The sequence below is a fragment of the Enterobacter sp. JBIWA008 genome (genome assembly GCF_019968765.1).
GTDB lineage: Bacteria > Pseudomonadota > Gammaproteobacteria > Enterobacterales > Enterobacteriaceae > Enterobacter.
Window position 1 is genome coordinate 2,039,107 of sequence record NZ_CP074149.1, and the last position, 23,523, is coordinate 2,062,629.

At 57.7% G+C, this 23,523-nt stretch carries 25 protein-coding genes; 15 read left to right on the plus strand and 10 right to left on the minus strand.

Going from position 1 to position 23,523, the window contains the following annotated elements; translation table 11 throughout:
- Positions 1-32: 32 nt before the first annotated feature.
- Positions 33-1,376, minus strand: coding sequence for an NADP-specific glutamate dehydrogenase (gdhA, locus tag KGP24_RS09935; protein WP_223563188.1), 1,344 nt, complete (start codon positions 1,374-1,376; stop codon positions 33-35).
- A 228-nt stretch (positions 1,377-1,604) separates the two neighbouring features.
- Between gdhA and KGP24_RS09940 the strand changes: the two genes are divergently transcribed.
- Positions 1,605-1,883, plus strand: a complete 279-nt coding sequence (locus KGP24_RS09940; RefSeq protein WP_223563189.1) for a DUF1496 domain-containing protein — start codon at positions 1,605-1,607, stop codon at positions 1,881-1,883.
- On the opposite strand, the gene KGP24_RS09945 is transcribed toward KGP24_RS09940, so the two are convergent.
- Entirely contained in the window at positions 1,843-2,259 is a 417-nt protein-coding gene (locus KGP24_RS09945) for a pyrimidine (deoxy)nucleoside triphosphate diphosphatase (RefSeq protein WP_282454307.1), read from the minus strand. The two genes, KGP24_RS09940 and KGP24_RS09945, sit on opposite strands and share 41 nt — an antisense overlap.
- Before the next feature lie 75 nt (positions 2,260-2,334).
- On the opposite strand from KGP24_RS09945, the gene KGP24_RS09950 reads away from it, so the two are divergent.
- Both KGP24_RS09950 and KGP24_RS09955 read left to right on the plus strand, forming a co-directional pair.
- Positions 2,335-2,904 carry a carboxymuconolactone decarboxylase family protein gene (locus KGP24_RS09950; protein WP_223563190.1) on the plus strand — a complete coding sequence of 190 codons (570 nt, stop codon included), beginning with the start codon at positions 2,335-2,337 and terminating at the stop codon, positions 2,902-2,904.
- Positions 2,897-3,514: a CDP-alcohol phosphatidyltransferase family protein gene (locus tag KGP24_RS09955; RefSeq protein WP_223563191.1), complete on the plus strand. Its 618-nt coding sequence runs from the start codon at positions 2,897-2,899 to the stop codon at positions 3,512-3,514. The genes KGP24_RS09950 and KGP24_RS09955 overlap by 8 nt, the downstream gene beginning before the upstream one ends.
- Here the strand turns inward: KGP24_RS09955 and KGP24_RS09960 are convergent.
- From KGP24_RS09960 to xthA, 6 genes are all read right to left on the minus strand, one after another.
- Positions 3,511-4,818, minus strand: a complete 1,308-nt coding sequence (locus tag KGP24_RS09960; RefSeq protein WP_223563192.1) for a sulfurtransferase — start codon at positions 4,816-4,818, stop codon at positions 3,511-3,513. The two genes, KGP24_RS09955 and KGP24_RS09960, sit on opposite strands and share 4 nt — an antisense overlap.
- Before the next feature lie 73 nt (positions 4,819-4,891).
- The gene (locus KGP24_RS09965; RefSeq protein ID WP_223563193.1) at positions 4,892-5,512 is read right to left on the minus strand and encodes an ATP-binding cassette domain-containing protein; all 621 of its coding nucleotides are present in this window, start codon (positions 5,510-5,512) and stop codon (positions 4,892-4,894) included.
- Positions 5,512-7,041: a thiamine ABC transporter permease gene (locus tag KGP24_RS09970; protein ID WP_223563194.1), complete on the minus strand. Its 1,530-nt coding sequence runs from the start codon at positions 7,039-7,041 to the stop codon at positions 5,512-5,514. Before KGP24_RS09970 ends, KGP24_RS09965 begins: the two co-directional genes overlap by 1 nt.
- Positions 7,014-8,183, minus strand: coding sequence for an ABC transporter substrate-binding protein (locus KGP24_RS09975; RefSeq protein WP_223563195.1), 1,170 nt, complete (start codon positions 8,181-8,183; stop codon positions 7,014-7,016). The genes KGP24_RS09970 and KGP24_RS09975 overlap by 28 nt, the downstream gene beginning before the upstream one ends.
- Positions 8,184-8,189: 6 nt before the next feature.
- Positions 8,190-8,873 (minus strand): TVP38/TMEM64 family protein, encoded by a 684-nt coding sequence (locus KGP24_RS09980; protein WP_223563196.1) that lies wholly within the window; start codon positions 8,871-8,873, stop codon positions 8,190-8,192.
- 6 nt (positions 8,874-8,879) lie between these two features.
- Positions 8,880-9,686: an exodeoxyribonuclease III gene (xthA, locus tag KGP24_RS09985; RefSeq protein ID WP_223563197.1), complete on the minus strand. Its 807-nt coding sequence runs from the start codon at positions 9,684-9,686 to the stop codon at positions 8,880-8,882.
- 433 nt (positions 9,687-10,119) lie between these two features.
- On the opposite strand from xthA, the gene KGP24_RS09990 reads away from it, so the two are divergent.
- The 7 genes from KGP24_RS09990 to ves all read left to right on the plus strand — a co-directional run bounded on the left by KGP24_RS09990 (position 10,120) and on the right by ves (position 17,829).
- A complete protein-coding gene (locus KGP24_RS09990) occupies positions 10,120-11,340 on the plus strand; it encodes an aspartate aminotransferase family protein (protein WP_223563198.1) in 1,221 nt (406 codons plus the stop codon).
- Entirely contained in the window at positions 11,337-12,371 is a 1,035-nt protein-coding gene (astA, locus tag KGP24_RS09995) for an arginine N-succinyltransferase (RefSeq protein ID WP_008500686.1), read from the plus strand. Before KGP24_RS09990 ends, astA begins: the two co-directional genes overlap by 4 nt.
- Positions 12,368-13,855 (plus strand): succinylglutamate-semialdehyde dehydrogenase, encoded by a 1,488-nt coding sequence (astD, locus tag KGP24_RS10000; RefSeq protein ID WP_223563199.1) that lies wholly within the window; start codon positions 12,368-12,370, stop codon positions 13,853-13,855. Before astA ends, astD begins: the two co-directional genes overlap by 4 nt.
- Positions 13,842-15,167 carry an N-succinylarginine dihydrolase gene (gene astB, locus KGP24_RS10005; RefSeq protein WP_223563200.1) on the plus strand — a complete coding sequence of 442 codons (1,326 nt, stop codon included), beginning with the start codon at positions 13,842-13,844 and terminating at the stop codon, positions 15,165-15,167. The genes astD and astB overlap by 14 nt, the downstream gene beginning before the upstream one ends.
- Positions 15,168-15,177: 10 nt before the next feature.
- Complete coding sequence (gene astE, locus KGP24_RS10010) at positions 15,178-16,143, plus strand: succinylglutamate desuccinylase (protein WP_223563201.1); 966 nt, start codon at positions 15,178-15,180, stop codon at positions 16,141-16,143.
- A 338-nt stretch (positions 16,144-16,481) separates the two neighbouring features.
- Positions 16,482-16,976: an ATP-independent periplasmic protein-refolding chaperone Spy gene (spy, locus tag KGP24_RS10015; protein WP_223563202.1), complete on the plus strand. Its 495-nt coding sequence runs from the start codon at positions 16,482-16,484 to the stop codon at positions 16,974-16,976.
- A 295-nt stretch (positions 16,977-17,271) separates the two neighbouring features.
- Entirely contained in the window at positions 17,272-17,829 is a 558-nt protein-coding gene (gene ves, locus KGP24_RS10020) for an environmental stress-induced protein Ves (protein WP_223563203.1), read from the plus strand.
- Here ves and cho read toward each other — a convergent pair.
- A complete protein-coding gene (cho, locus tag KGP24_RS10025; RefSeq protein WP_223563204.1) occupies positions 17,807-18,685 on the minus strand; it encodes an excinuclease Cho in 879 nt (292 codons plus the stop codon). The genes ves and cho overlap by 23 nt on opposite strands.
- A 149-nt stretch (positions 18,686-18,834) precedes the next feature.
- The gene (nadE, locus tag KGP24_RS10030) at positions 18,835-19,662 is read right to left on the minus strand and encodes an ammonia-dependent NAD(+) synthetase (protein WP_223563205.1); all 828 of its coding nucleotides are present in this window, start codon (positions 19,660-19,662) and stop codon (positions 18,835-18,837) included.
- A gap of 232 nt (positions 19,663-19,894) precedes the next feature.
- Here nadE and osmE point away from each other — a divergent pair, with 232 nt between their 5' ends.
- The 5 genes from osmE (at position 19,895) to chbR (ending at position 23,518) form a co-directional block, all read left to right on the plus strand.
- Positions 19,895-20,239 carry an osmotically-inducible lipoprotein OsmE gene (gene osmE / locus KGP24_RS10035; RefSeq protein WP_014069881.1) on the plus strand — a complete coding sequence of 115 codons (345 nt, stop codon included), beginning with the start codon at positions 19,895-19,897 and terminating at the stop codon, positions 20,237-20,239.
- Between the two features lie 281 nt (positions 20,240-20,520).
- On the plus strand, positions 20,521-20,838 hold the full coding sequence (gene chbB, locus KGP24_RS10040) for a PTS N,N'-diacetylchitobiose transporter subunit IIB (protein ID WP_008500676.1): 318 nt from the start codon (positions 20,521-20,523) through the stop codon (positions 20,836-20,838).
- A gap of 79 nt (positions 20,839-20,917) precedes the next feature.
- Positions 20,918-22,276 (plus strand): PTS N,N'-diacetylchitobiose transporter subunit IIC, encoded by a 1,359-nt coding sequence (gene chbC, locus KGP24_RS10045; protein WP_023311283.1) that lies wholly within the window; start codon positions 20,918-20,920, stop codon positions 22,274-22,276.
- A 46-nt stretch (positions 22,277-22,322) separates the two neighbouring features.
- Complete coding sequence (chbA, locus tag KGP24_RS10050; RefSeq protein ID WP_223563206.1) at positions 22,323-22,670, plus strand: PTS N,N'-diacetylchitobiose transporter subunit IIA; 348 nt, start codon at positions 22,323-22,325, stop codon at positions 22,668-22,670.
- A 29-nt stretch (positions 22,671-22,699) separates the two neighbouring features.
- A complete protein-coding gene (gene chbR / locus KGP24_RS10055) occupies positions 22,700-23,518 on the plus strand; it encodes a transcriptional regulator ChbR (RefSeq protein ID WP_033145266.1) in 819 nt (272 codons plus the stop codon).
- Positions 23,519-23,523 lie beyond the last annotated feature (5 nt).

The following is a 23,523-nucleotide window of genomic DNA, read 5'->3' on the forward strand; positions in this document are numbered from 1 at the left end:
GGGTGAGGGCAGCCGGCCGCACGCTATAAACCTTAAATCACACCCTGGCCAATCATCGCATCCGCCACCTTCACAAACCCGGCGATATTCGCCCCGCGCACGTAGTTGGTTTGCGACGCCTCGCCGCCGTACTCCACGCAGGCATGGTGAATATCCAGCATGATATGGTGCAGGCGCGCATCCACTTTCTCCGCCTTCCAGCCGAGACGCGCGGCGTTTTGCGCCATCTCGAGGCCGGAGGTCGCCACGCCGCCCGCGTTAGCGGCCTTGCCCGGGGCAAACAGCACGCCCGCTTCCAGGAACAGGTCCGTCGCATCGATGGTGGTCGGCATATTCGCCCCTTCGGCCACCGCTTTTACGCCATTGCTAATCAGCGTGCGCGCGGCGTCCACGTCCAGCTCATTCTGCGTGGCGCACGGCAGGGCGATATCCACCGGCACGCCCCACGGCTGTTTACCTTCAAGGTAGGTCAGGCCAAACTCCCGGGCGTAATCCGCCACGCGGCCATCGCGGCTGGCTTTGATTTCACACAGGCGGGCCAGTTTCTCTGCCGTGAATCCCGCTTCATCCACCACCGTGCCGCTCGAGTCAGAGGCGGTCACCACGCGAGCGCCAAACTGCATCGCTTTCTCAATAGCATACTGCGCTACGTTACCGGAGCCGGACACCGCAACGCGCATGCCTTCAAAGCCTAAACCGTGACGCTTGAGCATCGCCTCGCTGAAATAAACCAGGCCGTATCCTGTCGCTTCCGGGCGGATCAGGCTCCCGCCAAACGACAGCCCCTTGCCGGTAAAGACGCAGGCGCTATTGTTGGAGAGCTTTTTCATCATCCCGGCCATAAAGCCCACTTCTCGTCCGCCCACGCCGATGTCACCGGCAGGAACATCGGTATCCGGGCCGAGGTGGCGATAGAGCTCGGTCATCAGCGACTGGCAGAAGCGCATCACTTCGCCTTCGCTTTTACCTTTCGGGTCGAAATCGCTGCCGCCTTTCCCGCCGCCCATCGGTAGCGTGGTGAGGGCGTTTTTAAAGGTCTGCTCGAAGCCGAGGAATTTCAGAATCGACAGGTTCACGGACGGATGAAAACGCATGCCGCCCTTAAACGGGCCAATGGCCGAGTTAAACTGTACGCGCCACGCGCGGTTAACCTGTACCTGATTGCGATCGTCAACCCACGTCACGCGGAACTGGATTACGCGCTCTGGCTCGACAAGGCGTTCAAGCAGCGACATCTGGCGATAACGCGGGTTTTGTTCAAGGAAGGGCCACAGGGTGGTCATAACTTCACGTACGGCCTGCGCGAACTCGCTTTGGTGCGGGTCGCGCTGCTGAACATGGGCAAGGAAACTTTCCAGAGAGCTTGTCTGATCCATAGATATAAGAACCTCTTATCGTATTTTATGTGTATTACTTATGCGATTTGTGTTGTTTTTTTGACTATACCACCCGTACCGCTTTGTGAGGCAAGCAGAAATTTATGACGAAAGGGAAATTAATGAGAGGGAGTGCGTCATAACTAAAAGCGATGAAGAGATAAATTAAAGGTTCCGCTCTGATTTACCGTTATAGTCATTATCAAGGAACCTCAGGAAGATGTGTCTATGAACCGTTATATACTCACCGCGTTATGTTTGATCTTTACCGCAGGCGTGCAGGCTGACCGCATTCGTCCGGATGTGGAAGTGAATGTGCCGCCGGAAGTGTTTAGCTCCAGCGGCCAGAATCAAACGGTGCAACCCTGTAATCAGTGCTGTATTTATCAGAATCAGAACTACTCGGAAGGGGCCGTTGTGAAAGCAGACGGCATTCTGCTGCAGTGCCAGCGTGACGAGCGCGCCATCAGCACGAACCCGCTGGTCTGGCGTCGCGTAAAACAATAAACGCTTCCAGCAGCGGAATATCCGCGGGGGCCAGGGCGTAGCCAAACGCCTCTTCTGGCGTACACCACACAAGCGCGCTGTGGTAGTGCGCCGTGAGCTCACCGCGAAAAGCAGGAACGTGCCAGGCATGCAGGTTAATCAAGCGCCGGGAGACTTCCCGCTGGTGGCTTGCCACGTATTGCCCCGGCAGGGCGTCAATGCCCAACTCTTCACGCAGCTCGCGGATAAGCGCTTCTGGCTGGGTTTCTCCGGCCTCGACTTTACCGCCTGCAAATTCCCACATTCCCGGCTGGTCGGCATGGGCAGGGCGCTGCGCCAGTAAAATATTGCCGTCTTTTTCGATGATGGCGGCAACGACATCGAGTGTTTTCAGCATGGTCGTCAATAATTGATAGCGAAAAAAGACATATTATCGTGCCCTTTCTCAGAGTCCAGTAATCAGGAGAATCAGGTGAAAGAGACCACCGCCTGGGTTGCCCCCCTCGAAACCCTTCCCGTCAGCCTTAAACCGATTGCCGCCATGCAGAAAAAGCATTTTGGCGCGGTGCTGAATCCCACCCGCTGGTGGGGGCGCATGCCGCGTCTGTTCTGGCTGGTGGCGCTGTTTGTCGGTTTTCTGGAGCGTCGTCACGCGCGCCTGACGCCCGTGCTTCGTTCGCTTCTTATGACGCGGGTGTCCCAGCTCTGTCACTGCGCTTTCTGTATTGATGCCAACAGCCTGCGGCTGGCCGAGCGCTGCGGCGCGCTGGATAAGGTTCAGGCCGTGGCCGAGTGGCAAGATTCCGCCTTGTTTACTGAGCAAGAGCGCGCGGCGCTGGCCTACGCCGAGGCGGTAACCGCCACGCCGCCCCGGGCGGATGAGGCTATCAGAACGGCGCTGAAACGCCACTTCACGGACGATGCCATAACCGAGATGACGGCGCTCATTGCGTTTCAGAATCTCTCTGCCCGCTTTAATGCCGCGCTGGATATTCCGGCGCAGGGGCTGTGCGCCACGTTTACCGAGACTCCCCATGCTTGACCGTCACCTGCATCCGCGGGTAAAGCCCGTTCTGAATCGTCTGGTTTCCGCGCTGGATAAGCCGGGCATCACGCCCGACGGATTAACCCTGACCGGCTTTGCCATCGGCGTGCTGGCGCTGCCGTTTCTGGCCCTCGGCTGGTATCCGGCGGCGCTGGTCGCCATCGTGCTTAACCGCCTGCTGGACGGTCTGGACGGCGCGCTGGCGCGCCGGAGAGGGCTGACCGACGCGGGGGGATTTCTCGATATCGCGCTCGATTTTCTGTTCTACGCCCTGGTGCCGTTTGGCTTTGCGCTCGCGGCTCCCGCAGAGAATGCGCTCGCGGCCGCCTGGCTGCTGTTTGCGTTTATCGGTACCGGCAGCAGCTTTCTGGCGTTTGCGGCGCTGGCCGCGAAGCACGACATCGACAACCCCGGCTATGCGCACAAGTCGTTTTATTACATCGGTGGGTTAACGGAAGGGACGGAGACCATCGCGCTGTTCGTGCTGTGCTGCCTGTTCCCGGCACACTTTGCGCTGTTCGCGTGGGTATTCGGCGCGCTGTGCTGGCTGACCACCACAACGCGCATCTGGAGCGGCTATGTGACGCTGAAGTCACTCACCCCTTAGAGAGCACTCTCTGGCCCGCGCTCTCCGGTGGTGACCGGGTTCTGCGGATGACTGCTCCATTCGTACCAGCCGCCGTCATAGACGGCGACATTCTTCCAGCCCATCGCCCGGGCGTACATAAAGGTTTCTGACGCCCGCCACCCGGTGCCGCAGTAAAACGCAACGTGCTGCTCTGGCAGAATATTCCAGCGCTTCCACTGGGCGGCGATATCGTCCGCGCTGCGCATGGTGCCATCCGGGTTATGGAAGTCTTCCATATGGGTCGCGTCGCTGCCCGCATGACCCCAGCGGGCACCGGCTATTTCACCTTTTGGCTTGATGTAGCTGTAGCCGCTGGTTTCACCGATGAACTCCGGCCACGAACGTATGCTGACCAGGGAGGCATCCTGGCGGTGCAGCATCCCGCGCGCCTGCTCCATATCGACCATCAGCTGCGGCTTGCCGGGGATAGGCGCGCCGAAATCGGGGGCTGGCGCCACTTTGCCGGGCGTGCCGCGTTCAACCGGCAGGCCTGCATCTGACCACGCCTTCCAGCCGCCATCGAGAATACGTACATCCTTCACGCCCGCATACAGCATAATCTGCGCCACGCGTGCGGCGGCGTAGACGTCGCGGCCGTACAAGATGACGGTGGTGTCGTGACGGATCCCGTGCTTCGCCAGCATCGCTTTCAGCTTGTCGTCGGAGACTTTATTCCACAGCGGCTCGCTTTCCACCTCGTTAGTGTCGATGTAGCCCGCGCCGGGAATGTGGTTCAGCAGGTAAAACTTCGGTGCACCCCAGGCGGCTTCAATCACTTTCCAGTCACCCGCCGGCGCGGCGGTCACGGGCTTACCCTGCTGGAGGCGGTGGATCCACTGCGGGTAAACCAGCTGTTCAAAGTGAGGCAGGCGCTGAAGGCGGTCGGGCGTCTGTAAAGCATCGCTGAGCAGTGAGACATGGCGGTATCCGGCTTTCTCCAGGCGGGATTTCACCGCCTGGTTATCGTTCTCGTCGCCGTACAGGGCGATGGCCGTCTCAGGCGTAAGCTGATGCTGCTTTGCCCAAAGCGCAATCTGATCGTCGCTCATTGCGCTCAGCCAGGCGGCAGCGAGGTTGAGTGCGGCGGGTTCATGCCCGGAAGGACCGCTGAGCGTCTGCGGCCAGCCGTTATAAAACGCGCTGGGGCGGGTGTCGACAGGCGCGCCATGCTGAGCCTGAAGCTGAGACAGCGTTATTGCGTGAGGCATATCAGCCGCCAGAGAGGAAAAGGAAGCGAGGCCGCAGAGCAGGGCCAGCGCGGTCAGTTGAGAAACACGTTTCATCGAATAACCTGACGTCAGTAAAAGAGGGGGGCATTGTCGTCTCTCCCGAATCGGAAAACATTGCGTTAGCACATTATTGCCAGCGAGAAATCTCAATCAGCTCGCCGCCGGGCGGAATATCATCCTCATCGTGGGTGACCAGCACTACCGGGATATTGCGCGCGCGGACGGCGTCAAATACCCATGCCCGAAACGTTGTGCGCAGCGTTTTATCGAGGCGGCTGAACGGTTCGTCCAGCAGCAGCGCCTGCGGCTCTGCGAGCAGGGCCCGCAGCAGGCTCACCCGGGCACGCTCCCCGCCGGAGAGGGTGGCCGGATCGCTGGCGTAATGACCGCTCAGCCCGGCGGAATCCAGCGCCTGCTTGACCGCGTCCCGACGCGCGCGCCCGACGACGCGCTCAGGCAGCGCCAGCAGCAAATTTTGCCCGACGCTGAACTGTTCAAACAGCAGCGCGTCCTGAAAGAGAATGCCCAATCCGCGGGATTCGACGGGAAGGCCGTCGCAGCGACGCGAGTCGAGCCACAGTTCGCCCCGCGCCTGAAAATCGTCTGATAGCGCGCCGATCATCCACGCAAAAAGGGTCGATTTGCCGCTGCCAGATGGCCCCATCAGGGTAACTATCTCCCCGCGAGGAACGCAAAAATTGACCTCGCGGAAAAGCGGTTCGATGGTGAGATCTTTTACCTTCAGCATTAACGTAATCCTTGACGGTAGCGGCCCGCGAGCCGGGATAACAGTGCGGCAAGACCGAACACCGTGCCCGTGACCAGCAGTAAACCCAGCGCCCGGTTAGCGAGAACAGGGATGCTGCCCCCGCTGCTGAGCGCGACGGTTTCGGTGGTCAGCGTGGCGAAGCGCCCCGCGCCAAGCCAGAGCGTCGGCATGTATTGCGCCATGCTGACGGAAAAACCGGTGGCAAAGGCCAGCAGCGCCGGGCGCGCCAGCAGGGGGCATTTCAGCAGTAAGAATATTTTTGCCCGTCGCCAGCCGAGCGTTCTGGCGGTAAGGATAAGCCGGGGATCGATCCGCCGCCAGGCGGGCTGCAGAACCAGCAGCATCCACGGTAACACCCACAGCAGATGGCTCCAGAGCACGGCGGCGTAGTGCCCGTCGATGCCCAGGTGCAACGCAATCGCATACTGGCCGGTGACGAGCGGCAGCGCCGGAAGGGCGAGCGGTGACCACACCCACGCCGCGCCGCGCTGCGGTCCCCATTCCAGCCAGAGAAAAATGACGATGAGGGCGATCAGGCTCGACAGCAGGCCGAAAGACAGGCTGGTACCCACGGGACCAACGTCGCCCCCTTGCGCCAGCATCAGCAGTACCGCAGCGCACAGGATGCCGCACGCGGGCAGTAACCCGCTGAGTGTCCGTTCAGGCAGAACGCGCTGAGGCCGGGGGCGCGTCCCCGCGAGGTCCGGAAGCGTGCGACGCCATACTCTCCAGAGGCCGTACCCGAGGGCGGCAAGCGCGGCCAGCAGCAGAAGGAGAAGCAGGCACAGCAGCGTCCCTTTTGCCTGCTGCTGCGCGTCGCCCTGGCTTAGCCACTGCCAGGCCAGCACGGCCAGCGTGGGCGGGTTGCCTGGCCCGAGAACGATCGCCACGTCCACGACCGACAGTGACCACGCCAGCACCGCCAGCATCACCGCGCCCAGGACTGGCGCGATCGCCGGTAGGATCAGCCAGCTGAGCGTCTGATAACGCCCGTAGCCAAAGGTTTGCAGGACGATCTTCTGCTGCGCGAGCCGTTTTTCCGGCAGCGCGGCGTAAATGGCCCACAGCACAAACGCGCTCTCTTTGACCGCGAGCGTCAGGCCCAGCCCGGCGCCGTAGCGGTCAAACGGTGGCGAACAGACGGTGCAGACCTGATAAAACAGACCGCCCTCGGCAAACAGCAGTAGCGCGCCGGTGGCGAACGCCACATGGGGGATCGCCAACAGCCACGGCAGGCGTGTCGTGAGGCGTCGCCAGCGTTTACCGGGCCAGACAAGGCTGACGAGGAAAAGGGCAATCAGCAACGCTCCCAGCGTGGCGATGAGCGTAGAGACCAGCGTGGCGATTGCCGCCTGCGGCAGCTGAGGATCGTCCAGCAGCCGCTGCCAGTTTGTCGCAGAAAGCGCCGGTGCGAACAGCATGACGCCGGCGGGCAGGAGTGGCAGATAAATCACCGCCATCGCCAGCCAGACAAGCCCGCTCAGCGGGTGCCGTAACGACGCAGCCATTCCTGCTCCAGCGCGTTCACCCAGGCGGACTGCGGCTCTGCAAGCACCTGCGGCAGCCCCTTAGGCGTATGGGCCAGCAGCTGTTTCGCTTCCCCTTCGGGCAGCGTTTTCGCATCCAGCACGCTTGGATCGCCCCAGACGGCCGGGTCAGCCTTGCGGATTTGCGCCTGCGGTGAAAGCAGGAAATTAGCGACCACCTTTGCGCCCGCGCTCGCGCCGGCATTGGCCGGAATCGCTACAAAATGGACGTTGCCGAGCATCCCGTTCTGGAAACCAAAGCTGTAGCTGTCGGCAGGCAGTTCGCCGCTTGCCACTTTCTGCTGCGCATGGGCCGGGTTAAAGGTCAGCGACAGGTTCAGACTGCCGCTGGCAAGCAGGGCATCCATTCGGGCAGGTGAAGGGGGAAAGTCTTTGCCTTCGCGCCACAGCAGCGGGTGCAGCTTATCGAGGTAGGCCCAGAGCGGCGCCGTAACCTCAGCAAACGTTGCATCTGGCGCGTTCTGTAAAGCCTCAGGGCGATCGGTGAGCGTCAGCAGCAGCTGCTCAAGAAATGCCGTGCCGGTAAAATCGGGCGGGCGAGGATAGCTGATCTTGCCCGGGTGCTGGCGCGCGTAATCCAGCAGCGCCTGAGGATCCTCCGGCGGGGTCGGCATGCTGGCCTGTCGGGCGATAAAGGTCAGCTGCGCGCCGCCCCACGGGGATTCCGCCCCGTCGGTTGGAATCGCAAAATCTTCCGTTACGGGCTTGCGGGTATCGACATAGCGCCAGTTTGGCAACGTCTGAGCCCATCCGGTTTGCAGCAGGCTCGCCTCTTTCAGCGTACGGAAGTTTTCGCCATTGACCCACAGCAGGTCGACCGAGCCGTTGGTCTTACGCCCCGCGGCGGCTTCGGTCTGAATACGTTTTACCGCATCGGCGGCATCCGCCAGCGGGACAATTTTTAGGGTAATGGCATAGTGCGTTTGCATCTCGCCGCTGACCCACTCCAGGTAGCGGTTGACCGCCGGATCGCCGCCCCAGGCGTTAAGCCAGACGGTCTGGCCTTTGGCCTGCTGTTGGATAGCGTGCCATCCCTCGGCGGCACACAGGGGGGCTGCCAGCAGCAGACCGGTCAGGAACGCGCAAAAACGCACACGGCGCATAATGCCTCACTTTTTAACAGACGGGAGATAACGGGAAAACAGCCGGCGCGTAGCCAGCGGTAATAACCCCAGTAGTGTAAAGGCGAATAGCATGCCCGGCGACAAAATATCGCGCAGCGAGGCCACTTTCCCCAGCTCGCGCCCGGCGTTCAGAAAGATAATCGTGGCGGGCAGCATGGCTGACTGGCTGACCCACCAGTAGCGAAATACGCCAATTCGGGTCAGCCCCATCAGCAAATTCACCAGGAAAAACGGGAACAGCGGCATCAGGCGCAGGGCAAAAAGATAGCCCGCGCCGTCATGCGCCATACCGGCGTTCACCGTTTTCATCTGCTGAGCAAACCGCCGCTGAACCCCGTCGCGCAGCAGATACCGGCTGGCGAGCATCGCAAGCGTCGCCCCGAGCGTGGAGGCAAACGAGACCAGCACGGTGCCTTCCCACAGGGGAAATAACGCCCCGCCCAGCAGGGTGAGGATCGCCGCGCCGGGTATCGACAGGGCGGAGACCGCCACATAAATCGCAAAAAAGATCAGCGCGCTTCGCAGCGGCGCATGGTCGACATGGGAGAGGAGTGCCTGCTGGTGAGTTTTAATCCCTTCCAGGGAGAGGGTGCCTGGGGGAAGCATGACAAACGTCAGAATAAAGGCGCCCAGAAGGGCGCACAGGAAAAGTGTTTTTCGAATATTCACGCGTCATTACAGCTTGAATTTAGCCCACACCGGCGCGTGGTCAGACGGTTTTTCCATGCTGCGGATATCGTAGTCGATCCCGGTTTCAATGCAGCGCTCTGCCAGCGGTGAACTGGCCAGCAGAAGGTCGATACGCAGGCCGCGGTTGTCGTCAAAGCCTTTGGAGCGGTAGTCAAACCAGGAGAAGCGATCCTGCGTTTCCGGGTTGGCATTGCGGAAGGTATCCACCAGGCCCCAGTCAAGCAGGCGCTGCATCCACTCGCGCTCTTCCGGAAGGAAGGAGCATTTGCCTGTACGCAGCCAGCGTTTGCGGCTGTCTTCACCGATGCCAATATCCAGATCGGTCGGGCTGATGTTCACATCACCCATGATCAGCACCGGATTGTCTTTATTGAGTTCGGTGGTCAGATAGTTCTGCAGATCCTGATAAAACTTGGCTTTAGCCGGGAATTTGGTCGGATGGTCGCGGCTTTCGCCCTGGGGAAAGTAACCATTAATCACGGTGATGTTACCCAGCGGGGAAGGCAGCTCCGCCATGATGATGCGGCGCTGTGCTTCTTCGTCATCGCCGGGAAAGCCACGGCGCACGGAAACCGGCGTCTCTTTGGTCAACAGCGCAACGCCGTAATGGCCTTTCTGCCCATGATAGAAGACGTTGTAGCCGAGCTTCGCCACCTCTTCGAGGGGGAACATATCGTCGTGAACCTTGGTCTCCTGCAGGCCGATCACATCTGGCTGATGTTGCTCAACAATAGCTTCAAGCTGATGAGGGCGGGCGCGCAGGCCGTTGATATTAAAAGAGACAAATTTCATAGTCGCTGCCAGTGCAAGGTGAATAGTGCATGGATGGTAGCAGAATTTGCGTCAACTGTTACGGGGTTCGGCCAATAACTGCGACAGATAATGCCGGTGGTGCAATATTTGCACCATTCTGACGCGCATCGCCCTCAAACAGGGCGTAAATGACCGATAAATTTCGCGAGCGATCACAATTCCAGAATTATATTTGGCCTGTGCATACTCTTTCTGATTTTCATGTGGCAAAGCGCCGCTTGTCGTAAAAATATTCACTTTTTATGCACTAACAGTGAATAACTCCATATTGTAACTTATTGATATTCTGTTACCTCAACCCGTTTATGCATTTTTATCGCTGGCTGGCACGAAGGCTGCAATCTACATTCACAGTGCAAACACTCAATTATTTAACATTCAAATAACTTTTTATTTACCGGATGAGGTCGCTATGTCTCTGTCAATTACGCGTGAAAATTTCGATGAATGGATGATGCCGGTTTACGCTCCGGCGGCTTTTATTCCGGTTCGTGGGGAAGGCTCGCGCCTGTGGGATCAGCAGGGTAAAGAGTATATCGACTTTGCAGGTGGGATTGCGGTCAACGCGCTGGGTCATGCGCACCCTGCATTGCGTCAGGCGCTGAATGACCAGGCGGCGAAGTTCTGGCATACCGGCAACGGCTTTACCAACGAGCCCGCGCTGCGCCTGGCCAAAAAACTGATCGACGCGACGTTCGCCGAAAAAGTCTTTTTCTGTAACTCGGGGGCGGAAGCCAACGAAGCGGCGCTGAAGCTGGCGCGCAAATATGCGCACGATAAATTTGGTACCCACAAGAGCGGCATCGTGGCGTTTAAAAATGCCTTCCACGGCCGCACGCTCTTTACCGTCAGCGCGGGCGGCCAGCCCTCCTACTCGCAGGATTTCGCACCGCTGCCGCCGGATATTCGCCACGGCATCTATAACGATCTGCAGTCTGCCAGCGAGCTGATTAACGATACCACCTGCGCGGTGATCGTCGAGCCGATGCAGGGCGAGGGCGGCGTGCTTCCGGCACAAAAGGAATTCCTGCAGGGGCTGCGCGAGCTGTGCGATCGTCACAACGCGGTCCTGATTTTCGACGAAGTGCAGACCGGCGTGGGCCGCACCGGCGAGCTGTATGCCTATATGCACTACGGCGTGACGCCGGACGTGCTTTCAACCGCCAAAGCGCTGGGCGGCGGCTTCCCGATTGGCGCGACGCTGACCACCGATAAATTCGCCAGCGTGATGACCGTGGGCACCCATGGTACCACCTATGGCGGTAACCCGCTGGCAACCGCCGTCGCCGGGCAGGTTCTCGACATCATTAACACGCCTGAGGTGCTGAAAGGCGTTAAGCAGCGTCACGACTGGTTTGTTGAGCGCCTGAACGCCATCAACAGCAAAACGGGGCTTTTTAAAGAAATTCGCGGTCTGGGGCTGTTAATCGGCTGCGAGCTCACCGCTGAGTTTGCCGGAAAAGCTAAACTTATTTCACAGGAAGCGGCAAAAGTGGGCGTGATGGTGCTGATTGCCGGTGCCAACGTGGTGCGTTTTGCGCCTGCGCTGATCGTCAGCGAGGAAGAGGTGCAAACCGGTCTGGACCGTTTTGCGCTGGCGTGTGAAAAAGTGAAATCCGGGGTGTCATCATGATGGTCATCCGTCCCGTTGAGCGCGGCGATCTCGCCGGGCTCATGCAGCTTGCCGGTAAGACGGGAGGCGGGCTGACCTCGCTTCCTGCCGATGAAAAAACGCTGTCGGCGCGCATTGAGCGCGCCCTGCAAACCTGGCAGGGGACGTTGCCAAAAAGCGAACAGGGGTATGTGTTCGTGCTGGAAGACACCGACACGGGGACCGTGGCCGGGATCTGCGCCATTGAAGTGGCCGTCGGGCTTAACGACCCGTGGTACAACTATCGTGTCGGCACCATGGTTCACGCCTCGAAAGAGCTGAACGTCTATAACGCGCTGCCCACGCTGTTTCTCTGTAATGACCACACGGGCGCCAGCGAGCTCTGCACGCTGTTCCTCGACCCAGCGTGGCGCAAAGAGGGCAACGGCTATCTGCTCTCCAAATCGCGCTTTATGTTTATGGCCGCCTTCCGCGATCGCTTTAACGAGAAAGTGGTCGCAGAGATGCGCGGCGTGATAGACGACACCGGCTACTCGCCTTTCTGGGAGAGCCTGGGCGAGCGCTTCTTCTCGATGGAGTTCAGCCGGGCGGACTATCTCTGCGGCACGGGCCAGAAAGCCTTTATTGCCGAACTGATGCCGAAGCATCCTATCTATACCCATTTCCTCAGCCCGGAGGCGCAGGCGGTGATTGGCGAAGTCCATCCGCAAACCGCGCCCGCCCGCGCGGTGCTGGAGAAAGAAGGGTTCCGCTACCGGAACTATGTCGACATCTTTGACGGCGGACCCACGCTTGAGTGCGATATCGACCGCGTGCGCGCGATCCGTAAAAGCCGTCTGGTTGAGGTCTCTGAAGGTCAGCCCGCGCCGGGTGACTGGCCCGCCTGTCTGGTGGCTAACGAAAATTACGCCAACTTCCGCGCCATGCTGGTGCGTACCAACCCGAAATGTGAACGTCTGGTGCTGACGGCTGCAGAACTGGATGCCCTGAAATGTAACGCCGGCGATAAGGTTCGCCTGGTGCGTCTCTGCCCTGAGGAGAAAACAGCATGACATTATGGATTAACGGTGACTGGGTCACGGGCGAAGGCGAAGAGCGCGTAAAAACCAATCCGGTTGGAAAAGAGGTGCTCTGGAAGGGGCGTGACGCCAGCGCCGCGCAGGTAGAACAGGCCTGCCGTGCCGCGCGCCGCGCGTTTCCGGCGTGGGCAAAACAGCCTTTCGCCGTGCGCCAGGCGATTGTTGAAAAGTTTGCCGGGCTGCTGGAGGCAAACAAGGCCGAACTGACGCGCATCATCGCGTCTGAAACCAGCAAGCCGCGCTGGGAAGCGGCAACCGAAGTGACGGCGATGATCAACAAAATCGCCATTTCGGTGAAGGCGTATCACACCCGCACCGGCGAACAGCACACCGAGATGCCGGACGGCGCCGCCACGCTGCGCCACCGTCCGCACGGCGTGCTGGCGGTGTTTGGTCCGTATAATTTCCCGGGACACCTGCCGAATGGCCACATCGTGCCTGCGCTGCTGGCGGGCAATTCCGTCATCTTCAAACCGAGCGAGCTCACGCCATTCACCGGCGAGGCGGTGGTTAAGCTGTGGGAACAGGCTGGCCTGCCGCCGGGCGTGCTGAATCTGGTACAGGGCGGACGTGAAACCGGCCAGGCGCTGAGCGCGCTGAGCGATATCGACGGCCTGCTGTTTACCGGCAGCGCGGGAACGGGCTATCAGCTGCACCGCCAGCTGGCGGGGCAGCCGGAGAAAATCCTCGCGCTGGAGATGGGGGGCAACAACCCGCTGATTGTGGAAGACCCTGACGATATCGACGCCGCGGTGCACCTGACGATTCAGTCCGCCTTTATTACCGCCGGACAGCGCTGCACCTGTTCCCGCCGCCTGCTTGTGAAGAGGGGCGCTCAGGGGGATGCCTTCCTGAAGCGTCTGGTAGAAGTGAGCTCGCGTCTGGTGCCAGCCGCGTGGGATGCCGATCCGCAGCCGTTTATCGGCGGGCTGATCTCCGAGCAGGCCGCGCTGAACGTGCTGAAGGCCTGGCAGGATCACGTCGCGCGCGGCGCGAAAACCCTGTTGGAGCCGAAGCAGGTTCAGCCGGGTACCTCGCTGCTGACGCCGGGCATCGTAGAGATGAGCGGCGCGAGCAACGTGCCGGATGAAGAGGTCTTTGGCCCGCTGCTGTGCGTCTGGCGTTACGACGATTTCGATGCGGCCATTGCGATGGCGAATAACACCCGCTATGGCCTGTCGAGCGGTCTGATCTCACCTCATCGCGAGAAGTTTGATCGGCTGCTGCTGGAGGCGCGCGCCGGGATTGTGAACTGGAATAAACCGCTCACCGGGGCCGCGAGCACCGCGCCGTTCGGCGGCGTAGGCGCGTCGGGCAACCATCGCGCCAGCGCGTGGTATGCCGCCGACTACTGCGCGTGGCCGATGGCGAGCCTGGAAACTCCGGCGCTGACGCTGCCGGACACGCTTAATCCGGGGCTGGATTTTACCGGAGGGGATCGTCATGAAAGCGCGTGAAGTTAACTTTGACGGGCTGGTGGGGCTGACGCACCACTATGCCGGTCTCTCTTTTGGTAATGAGGCCTCGACGAAGCACCGTTTTCAGGTCTCAAATCCGAAGCTGGCGGCGAAGCAGGGGCTGCTGAAGATGAAAGCGCTGGCGGATGCCGGTTTCCCGCAGGCGGTGATCCCGCCGCAGGAACGCCCGAACGTGGCTGTCCTTCGTCAGCTCGGTTTCACCGGCAGCGATGAGCAGGTGGTTGAAAAAGCGGGTACGCAGACGCCGCATCTGCTCTCGGCGTCAAGCTCCGCCTCCTCTATGTGGGTGGCAAACGCCGCGACCGTCGCACCGTCAGCCGATACGCTGGATGGCAAAGTCCACCTGACGGTGGCGAACCTAAACAACAAATTCCACCGCGCCACCGAAGCGGAAACCACCGAGCGCGTGCTGCGCGCCATATTCAACCATGACGCCCATTTTGAGGTGCATCAGGCTCTGCCGCAGGTGGCGATGTTTGGCGACGAAGGCGCGGCCAACCATAACCGCCTGGGGGGCGACTATGGCGACCCGGGCCTGCAGCTGTTTATCTACGGGCGAGAAGAGGGTGGGCACGCCGCGCCCACCCGTTATCCTGCTCGTCAGACGCTGGCGGCCAGCCAGGCGGTCGCCCGCCTGAACCAGGTCAATCCTTCCCAGGTGATTTTTGCCCAACAGAACCCGCATGTGATCGACCAGGGCGTGTTCCACAACGACGTGATTGCCGTCTCTAACCGCCAGGTGCTGTTCTGCCACAAGCAGGCGTTTGCCCATCAGGAAAAGCTGCTCGCCACGCTGCATGAGAACGTGCGTGGCTTCACGCCAATTCAGGTGCCAACGGAGGCGGTCAGCGTGCAGGACGCGGTAGAAACGTATCTGTTTAATAGCCAGCTGCTCAGCCGCGATGACGGCAGCATGATGCTGGTCCTGCCGCAGGAGTCCCGGGAGCATCAAGGCGTGTGGCGCTACCTGACGGAGCTGGTGAAGGCCGATAACCCGATTGACGAACTGCGCGTGTTTGATCTACGCGAAAGCATGGCCAACGGCGGTGGTCCCGCCTGTTTACGTCTGCGCGTGGTCTTGACCCAGGACGAAATGCAGGCGGTAAACCCGGCGGTCATGATGAACGATACGCTCTTTACGCGGCTGAATGACTGGGTCGATCGCTACTATCGCGATCGGCTAACGCAGGCCGATCTGGTTGACCCACAGCTGCTGCGTGAAGGGCGCGAGGCGCTGGACGCGTTATCGACAATCCTGCAGCTGGGATCGGTTTATCCGTTCCAGCGCTAAAGGAGTGGAAATGGAAAATTTACTGGCGTTGACCCTGGCCGATGAGACGCCGGAACAGCGTGAGGGGGACGGCCCCTCGTTTCGCTGGCGGTGGCTGGGGCGCGGGGTGCTTGAGCTGACGCCGACCGCAAAAAGCGATCTCTCGCTGCTGCTTTCAACGGGTATTCACGGGAATGAAACGGCACCCGTTGAGATTGTCGATCTGCTGCTGCGCGCGCTGTATCGCAATGAGATCGCCCTGAAGTGCCGCGTGCTGGTGGTGCTCGGCAATCCGCCTGCGCTGGCGCAAAATAAACGGTATCTGGTGAGCGACATTAACCGCATGTTCGGCGGCCGCTGGTCGCAGTTTCCGCAGAGCGATGAAACGGCGCGTGCACAGTGGCTGGAGAGCATCGTGGCCGCGTTTTTTGCAGAGGCGGGGCCCGCGCGCTGGCATCTGGATCTGCATACGGCGATTCGTGCGTCTTACCACGTTCGCTTCGGCGTTCTGCCGCAGCGTAATCAGCCGTGGGATGAAGCGTTCCTGAGCTGGCTGGGTGACGCCGGGCTGGAGGCGTTGGTATTTCATCAGTCGCCGGGCGGAACGTTTACCCATTTCACCTGTGAAGGTTTCGCTGCGCTGTCCTGCACGCTGGAGCTGGGAAAAGCGCTGCCTTTCGGCCAGAACGATCTCACCCGCTTTGCGCCCACGCATCTCGCCCTTCGGGCGCTGCTGGGAGGAACGGCTCCCGAGCACGCGCATCAGCCCGTGGAGCGGTATCGGGTCGTACAGCAGATCACCCGCCGCAGCGATGCCTTCCTGCTTCACATGGCCGCGCACACCCTGAACTTCACGCCGTTCCGCAAAGGGGCGCTGCTGGCCGAAGATGGCGAGGAACGTTACGAGGTGCAGAAAAGCACCGAGTATGTTTTATTCCCTAACCCCACCGTCGCGTTTGGACTGCGGGCCGGGCTGATGCTGGAAAAAATATCCTGAACCTTTCCCCTCTCATCATCCGGGAGGGGGAAGTAAAAAACTTTTCTTAATGATTAAAGCGCTTGCGCTTGTTTTGCAGAATATTCCTGGTGAATTGCTTTATAATTGATCTTCACTTCGCTATACTTCTGCTAAATCGCTTTAAAATCATCGTATTGAATATTCTTTGTTGCAACCCTCCACGCTTTATCCTTATTTCCTCCACATTTGGCGAAAATTTGTTTTTTACGCTTTCATTGTTTTACCGTTGCTCTGACTAATTGACGATAAACCCCGTAAAGTTAATCTCGTCAACACGGCATAGCGCCGAAGAATAACTGAAAGAAAGGAAATAAATTATGCGTAAGTTTACTGCACTGTTTGTTGCTTCTACCCTGGCTCTGGGCGCTACCAGCATGGCGTTCGCCGCAGATACTGCGACCACTACCGCTGCCGCGCCTGCTGAAGGCAAAATGATGATGCATCATAAAGGCCCGGGTATGCACAACGAGATGATGATGTTTAAGGATCTCAACCTGACGGATGCTCAGAAACAGCAGATCCGCGATATCCGGAAAAGCGAACGCGACCAGATGAAACGTCCGCCGCTGGAAGAGCGTCGCGCAATGCATGACATCATTGCCAGCGACAGCTTTGACAAGGCGAAAGCCGAAGCGCAGATCGACAAAATGGCCGAGCAGCACAAAGCCCGCATGCTGGCTCATATGGAAACCCAGAACAAGATCTACAACATTCTGACCCCGGAACAGAAAAAACAATTTAATGCGAATTTTGAGAAGCGTCTGACAGAACGTCCGGCGATGGAAGGTAAAATGCCAGCACCAACCGAATAATCGGTTCACTCTCTTAAGACCGCCGGGATCCTGTCCACAAAAGCGCAATCGCTGTGGACAGGACCGGCGGTTTTTCTTTCCTGCCCTCTTGCCTGCCGCCATGAGCGCGGTATTCTCCTGTAGTCGCTTCAGAGAATGTTTGTAGAGTCATGGCGTTAGCATTTTTATTAACGTTCCGCTAAGGCCTGCCCGCTCTGCTGCCGATACTGTGTCTGTATACCTAACGATAACAAACAAGACAGCAACGATAGCAATATCCTTGCCCTGGCACGGGTTGTGCCATTCAGGAGTGGTGATGGAGTTCTTTGATATCCGTAAGATGCCGGTCAGCCTCTGGCGCAATGGTGCGGGTGAAACGCGGGAAATTTGTTGTTTCCCTCCCGCGACGCGGGATTTTCACTGGCGTGCCAGTATCGCGACTATCGCCAGCAACGGCGAATTTTCCTCTTTTCCCGGCGTCGACCGGGTGATTACGTTACTGGAAGGCGGGGAGGTGACGCTGGATGCCGGCCAGGCGTTCTCCCATACCCTCAAGCATCATCAGCCCTACAGCTTTGCTGGCGACCTGCCGGTGAAAGCGCTGCTGTCCGATGGGCGGATGGCGATGGACTTCAACATTATGACCCGTCGCGACTGTTGTCGGGCGAAGGTGCGCGTTGCCGACCGTACCTTTACCACCTTTGGCACACGCGGGGGCGTGGTGTTTGTGTTAAGCGGGGCGTGGCAGCTGGGTGATAAATTGCTAACGGCCGATCAGGGTGCAAGCTGGGAGGAGGGTACCCATACGCTGCGTCTGCTGGAGGCTCAGGGCACCCTGTTGTTCAGCGAAATCACGTGGCTGCCAGGTCATTGAGCACAATGATCTCAAATTTTCCGGCCAGGACCGGTTTACAGAGAATTTTGTAGCCATCGTGGTCAAATCCGGCGGGCGTGCGGAGCAGGGTTGCTGCGTCGTTGATGTCGTCGACAGCGCCCAGCCAGAGCCAGTTATTGACGATGTGATACTGGGTCATCGCGTCACCCACTTCTTTTAGCGCAACGGCGCTTTCCCAGGGCCAGCACTTCACGCTGATGGCCGCCAGACCGGCGAGGAGCCGGGCGTGGTGAGCCTCAACGCTCTCTTTCCCACAGCAGGCACCGGCACAGCGCTTCAGCGCGGATCGGAAGCAGGCGCGTCCGCGAGTGGTCGCCTCCAGCCCCAAAAGGCTGTAGCAAAGCTGTAGCTCGTCCGCCAGCGTTTGCAGGGCCTGGAGTGCGGCTCGTTTATTGGCAAACAGTCCGAAGAGATTCGGGGCATGAGAAAAATCGACGTCGCGCGCGTAAACGACCTGCGGCTTGCCCTCGCTGATTTGCAGGGAGCAGAGCTGACGATTGCGGCGCAGGCGCTTGTTGAACAGCGGCTGCTGCTCTTTGATCAAACGCGCTTCCAGCAATAACGCGCCCATTTCTCCCGCCGTCTGAAACCAGGTAATGCGTCGGGACTGGCGCAGCATGGCCGCCTCGTCCGGCGTACGCAGATGGGATAACACCCGGCTGCGAATATTGACGCTTTTGCCGATATAGAGCGGCAGGGTGTCGCTTTCACCGTAAAAAATGTACACGCCCGGCTGTTTAGGCAGTACTTCAAGCCAGGGGCGAAGGTGCTCGGGATATTCGTAGATTGCCGCCGCTTCAAATTCAAGACGCGGGGCGGATTGACGCCTGCTCACATATCACTCCGTATACTGTTCAGGTATACAGTGTAGCAGGAGTGTGATGGTTAAAAAAGAGCCGGATGGCCTGATGCCCTCACCTCAACCCTCTCCCACGGGAGAGGGGGCAAATGCTAAAAACGGTAACCTGGGTTACCGTTTTGCGTTTATTTCTTCCAGAAGTCGTCAAACACCGTAATCGGCGTATGGCGCTTGTGCTCGGTTTTCAGGTACCAGCCTTCAATAATCTTCGCGGTACCGTCATCCAGCTTTTTGCCTTCCAGATAATCATCAATGTTGTCATAGGTGACGCCCAGGGCCGCTTCATCCGGCAGGGAAGGGCGATCGTCTTCAAGGTCCGCTGTCGGCGCTTTCTTATACAGATGCTCAGGACACCCCAGCGCGGCCAGCAGCTGTTTACCCTGACGCTTGTTCAGACGGAAGATAGGGTTAATGTCGGTGCCGCCGTCGCCATATTTGGTGAAGAAACCGGTGATCGCTTCTGCCGCATGGTCGGTGCCGACGACGACGCCTTTGGTCATCCCGGCGATGCTGTACTGCGCTTTCATACGCTCGCGTGCTTTCTCGTTGCCGCGAACAAAATCGCTTAGCTCAATGCCCGCTTCGCGGAGCGCCTGCTCGCTTGCCAGCACCGAGCCCTTAATATTCACGGTCAGGACGCGGTCAGGCTGAATGAAGGCAATGGCATCCTGGCAATCCTGCTCGTCCGCCTGAACGCCATAAGGAAGACGCACCGCGATAAACTGCAGTTTCTCATCGCCCGTCTCTTCGCGAAGCTCTGAAATCGCCATCTGGCAGAGTTTACCGGTCAGGGTAGAGTCCTGGCCGCCACTGATGCCCAGCACCAGGGATTTCAGGAAAGCGTTCTTTTTTAAGTACGATTTTAAAAAATCCACGCTGCGGCGGATCTCTTCATGTGCATCTACCGTAGGCTTCGCGCCCAGTGCCTGAATAATCTCTTGTTGCAGAGCCATCACGCCCTCCATATGCAGTACATAAACAGAATGTGTTAGCTGTTAAAACTAACCCTTTGGGCGAGAAACGACAAGGATCACAGTTTCGAGTGCGCTAATTTGCGCCGATTTAGCAGGTTATCGTTGTTTTAATAGAATTTTCCGAAATTCGTCTGGCGTAACTTACAAAGTTGAACAATAGTATTTTTTATCCCATGCTTAGATAACACGCTGATAAACAAGAGGACGGAATATGAACAAGAACGTAGCAGGAATTCTTAGCGCAGCGGCGGTACTGACTATGCTGGCAGGGTGTACGGCTTACGATCGCACTAAGGATCAGTTTACGCAGCCCGTAGTCAAAGACGTTAAAAAAGGGATGACCCGTTCGCAGGTGGCTGCGATTGCCGGTAAACCTTCTTCTGAAATCACCATGATTCATGCGAAAGGGACCTGCCAGACCTATATCCTGGGTCAACGTGATGGTAAGGCAGAAACCTACTTCGTCGCCCTGGATGATACCGGTCATGTGATCAACTCCGGCTATCAGACCTGTGCTGAATACGATACCGATCCGCAGGCACCTAAGGCGCAGTAACCCTGTTTTCCTGAGAATGTTAACAAACCGGCCCATGGGCCGGTTTTTTTATACATCATAAAATCTTATTTCTTTGCGCGAATTATTTGCCCGAAATGTGAAGGGAGTCAACAAGCCAGGTCAACAGGAGACAATTTTAGTCTATTCAGAATTATCCCCTGTCTGTACCATTGCGTATACTCACTCCAACGATAAACAACAGTACGCAAGCTACCTGTCTGCCGGGACAGCGAGTCGAGTGATAGCGCGATGGCAGGTAGTCATACAAGAGGGAAATTACGATGGAAAAGAAACATATCTACCTGTTCTGTTCAGCGGGCATGTCAACGTCGCTTCTGGTGTCAAAAATGCGTGCACAGGCTGAAAAGTATGAAGTCCCTGTGGTGATTGAAGCGTTTCCAGAGACGCTGGCGGGCGAAAAAGGTCAGACAGCCGACGTAGTTTTACTGGGGCCGCAAATTGCCTATATGTTGCCCGAAATTCAACGACTGCTTCCCAATAAACCGGTCGAAGTGATCGACTCGGGGCTGTACGGCAAAATTGATGGTTTAGGTGTTCTTAAAGCTGCTGTGGCAGCCATTAAAAAAGCTGCTAATTAATTTTTATTTTTCCCGTCAAAGAGTTATTTCACACACAATACGCCGTAACATGCGTTACGGCATTTAAGGGTATTTTCCTATGAGTAAAGTCATCGCTTCACTTGAAAAGGTACTCCTTCCTTTTGCTGTTAAAATAGGAAAGCAGCCTCACGTTAATGCCATCAAAAACGGCTTTATTAAATTAATGCCGTTGACGCTGGCCGGGGCCATGTTCGTTTTAATTAACAACGTTTTTCTGAGCTTTGGTGAAGGTTCCTTCTTTTATTCATTAGGAATTCGGTTAGACGCTTCCACTATTGAAACCCTTAATGGTTTTAAAGCCATTGGCGGCAATGTCTATAACGGTACGTTAGGGATTATGTCGCTGATGGCGCCTTTCTTTATTGGGATGGCACTGGCAGAAGAGCGTAAGGTGGATCCGCTGGCTGCCGGGTTATTATCCGTTGCCGCCTTTATGACCGTAACGCCATACAGCGTGGGTGAAGCCTATGCCGTTGGCGCCAACTGGCTGGGTGGGGCCAACATCATCTCCGGTATTGTAATCGGCCTGGTGGTGGCAGAAATGTTCACCTTTATTATTCGTCGCAACTGGGTTATCCGCCTGCCGGATAGCGTACCGGCTTCCGTTTCTCGTTCATTTTCCGCGTTGATTCCAGGCTTCATTATTCTCTCCATTATGGGGATTATCGCCTGGGCGCTCTCTCACTGGGGCACAAACTTCCACCAGATCATCATGGATTCTATCTCTACGCCGCTGGCGTCGATGGGTGGCGTGGTCGGTTGGGCGTATGTGATTTTCACCTCTCTGCTGTGGTTCTTTGGCGTGCATGGTTCACTGGCACTGGCCGCGCTGGACAGCGGGATTATGACCCCCTGGGCACTGGAAAACGTTGCGCTTTACCAGCAGTACGGCTCCGTTGACGCGGCGCTGGCAGCGGGTAAAACCTTCCATGTGTGGGCGAAGCCAATGCTTGACTCCTATATCTTCCTGGGCGGTACCGGGGCGACCTTGGGTCTGATCATCGCGGTCTTTATTGTCTCTCGTCGTGCTGACTACCGTCAGGTCGCGAAGCTGGCGCTGCCATCAGGCATCTTCCAGATTAACGAACCGATTCTGTTCGGTCTGCCAATCATTATGAACCCGGTAATGTTCATTCCGTTCATCCTGATTCAGCCGCTGCTGGCCGCTATTACCCTGACGGCGTATTACATGGGCATCATTCCACCGGTCACCAACATTGCGCCGTGGACCATGCCGGCGGGTCTGGGCGCCTTCTTCAACACCAACGGCAGCGTCGCGGCCTTCCTGCTGGCGATATTCAACCTCGGGATTGCCACCCTGCTGTACATGCCGTTCGTGGCGATTGCCAACAAAGCCGCCACCATTATTGATGAAGAAGAGAGCGAAGAGGATATTGCCCTCTCACTGAAATTCTAAGATTGACCGGCGCGGGGAAACCCGCGCCAGCCACAAGGAGCTTAAAATGTTAGATTTGGATAGTATTGTCGCAGACGAAGCCGTCGAGAACGATCTCGAAGAAGTGGTGATGGGGCTTATCATCAACTCCGGACAGGCCCGCAGCCTGGCCTATGCCGCACTCAAGCAGGCCAAGCAGGGTGATTTCGCCGCGGCGAAAACCATGATGGAACAGTCCCGCACGGCGTTGAATGAAGCGCACCTGGTGCAGACGAAACTCATCGAAGGTGACCAGGGTGAAGGGAAGATGAAGGTTAGCCTGGTGCTGGTCCACGCGCAGGATCACCTGATGACCTCGATGCTGGCGCGTGAGCTGGTGGCGGAGCTAATCGAGCTTCACGAGAAGATGCAGTAATTCAGACTGAGTAGCAGGAGGTCAGCACGATGGAAATTAAAACCGCACTTGAACAGCAGCTGTTTAACGGCAAAAATTTTCACGTGGTTATCTACAACAAGACGGAGAGCGCCAGCGGTCTGCACCAGCATGACTACTACGAGTTCACGATTGTTCTGACCGGCCGCTACTACCAGGAGATCAACGGTAAGCGCGTCCTGCTGGAGCGAGGGGATTTTGTCTTCCTGCCGATGGGGTCTTATCACCAGAGCTTTTACGAATTTGGTGCCACCCGTATTCTTAATGTGGGCGTCAGCAGACGCTTCTTTGAGAAGCACTATTTGCCGCTGGTGCCGTTCTGTTTCGTGGCCTCCCAGGTCTATCGGGTCAAAAACGAGTTCATGACATGGATTGAAACCGTTATCGCCTCGCTTAACTTCCGGGACAATGAATTTGATGAGTTTATTGAAACGGTGACCTTCTACGTGATGAACCGACTGCGTCATCATCGTGAAGAGCAGCAGGTGACGGATGATATTCCACAGTGGCTGCGCAGCACCGTTGAGCTGATGCACGATAAAGGCCAGTTCAGTGAAAATGCGCTGGAAAATATGGTGTCTCTGTCGGGAAAATCCCAGGAATATCTGACCCGCGCGACGCAGCGCTATTATCGTAAAACGCCGGTGCAAATTATTAATGAAATCCGCATTAATTTTGCCAGGAAACAGCTGGAAATTACCAACTATTCTGTTACCGATATTGCTTACGAGTCAGGATACAGCAGTCCCAGCCTGTTTATTAAGACCTTTAAAAAATTGACTTCATTCACACCGAACAGTTACCGGAAAAATTTAACGGTAATTAATTAACTTTC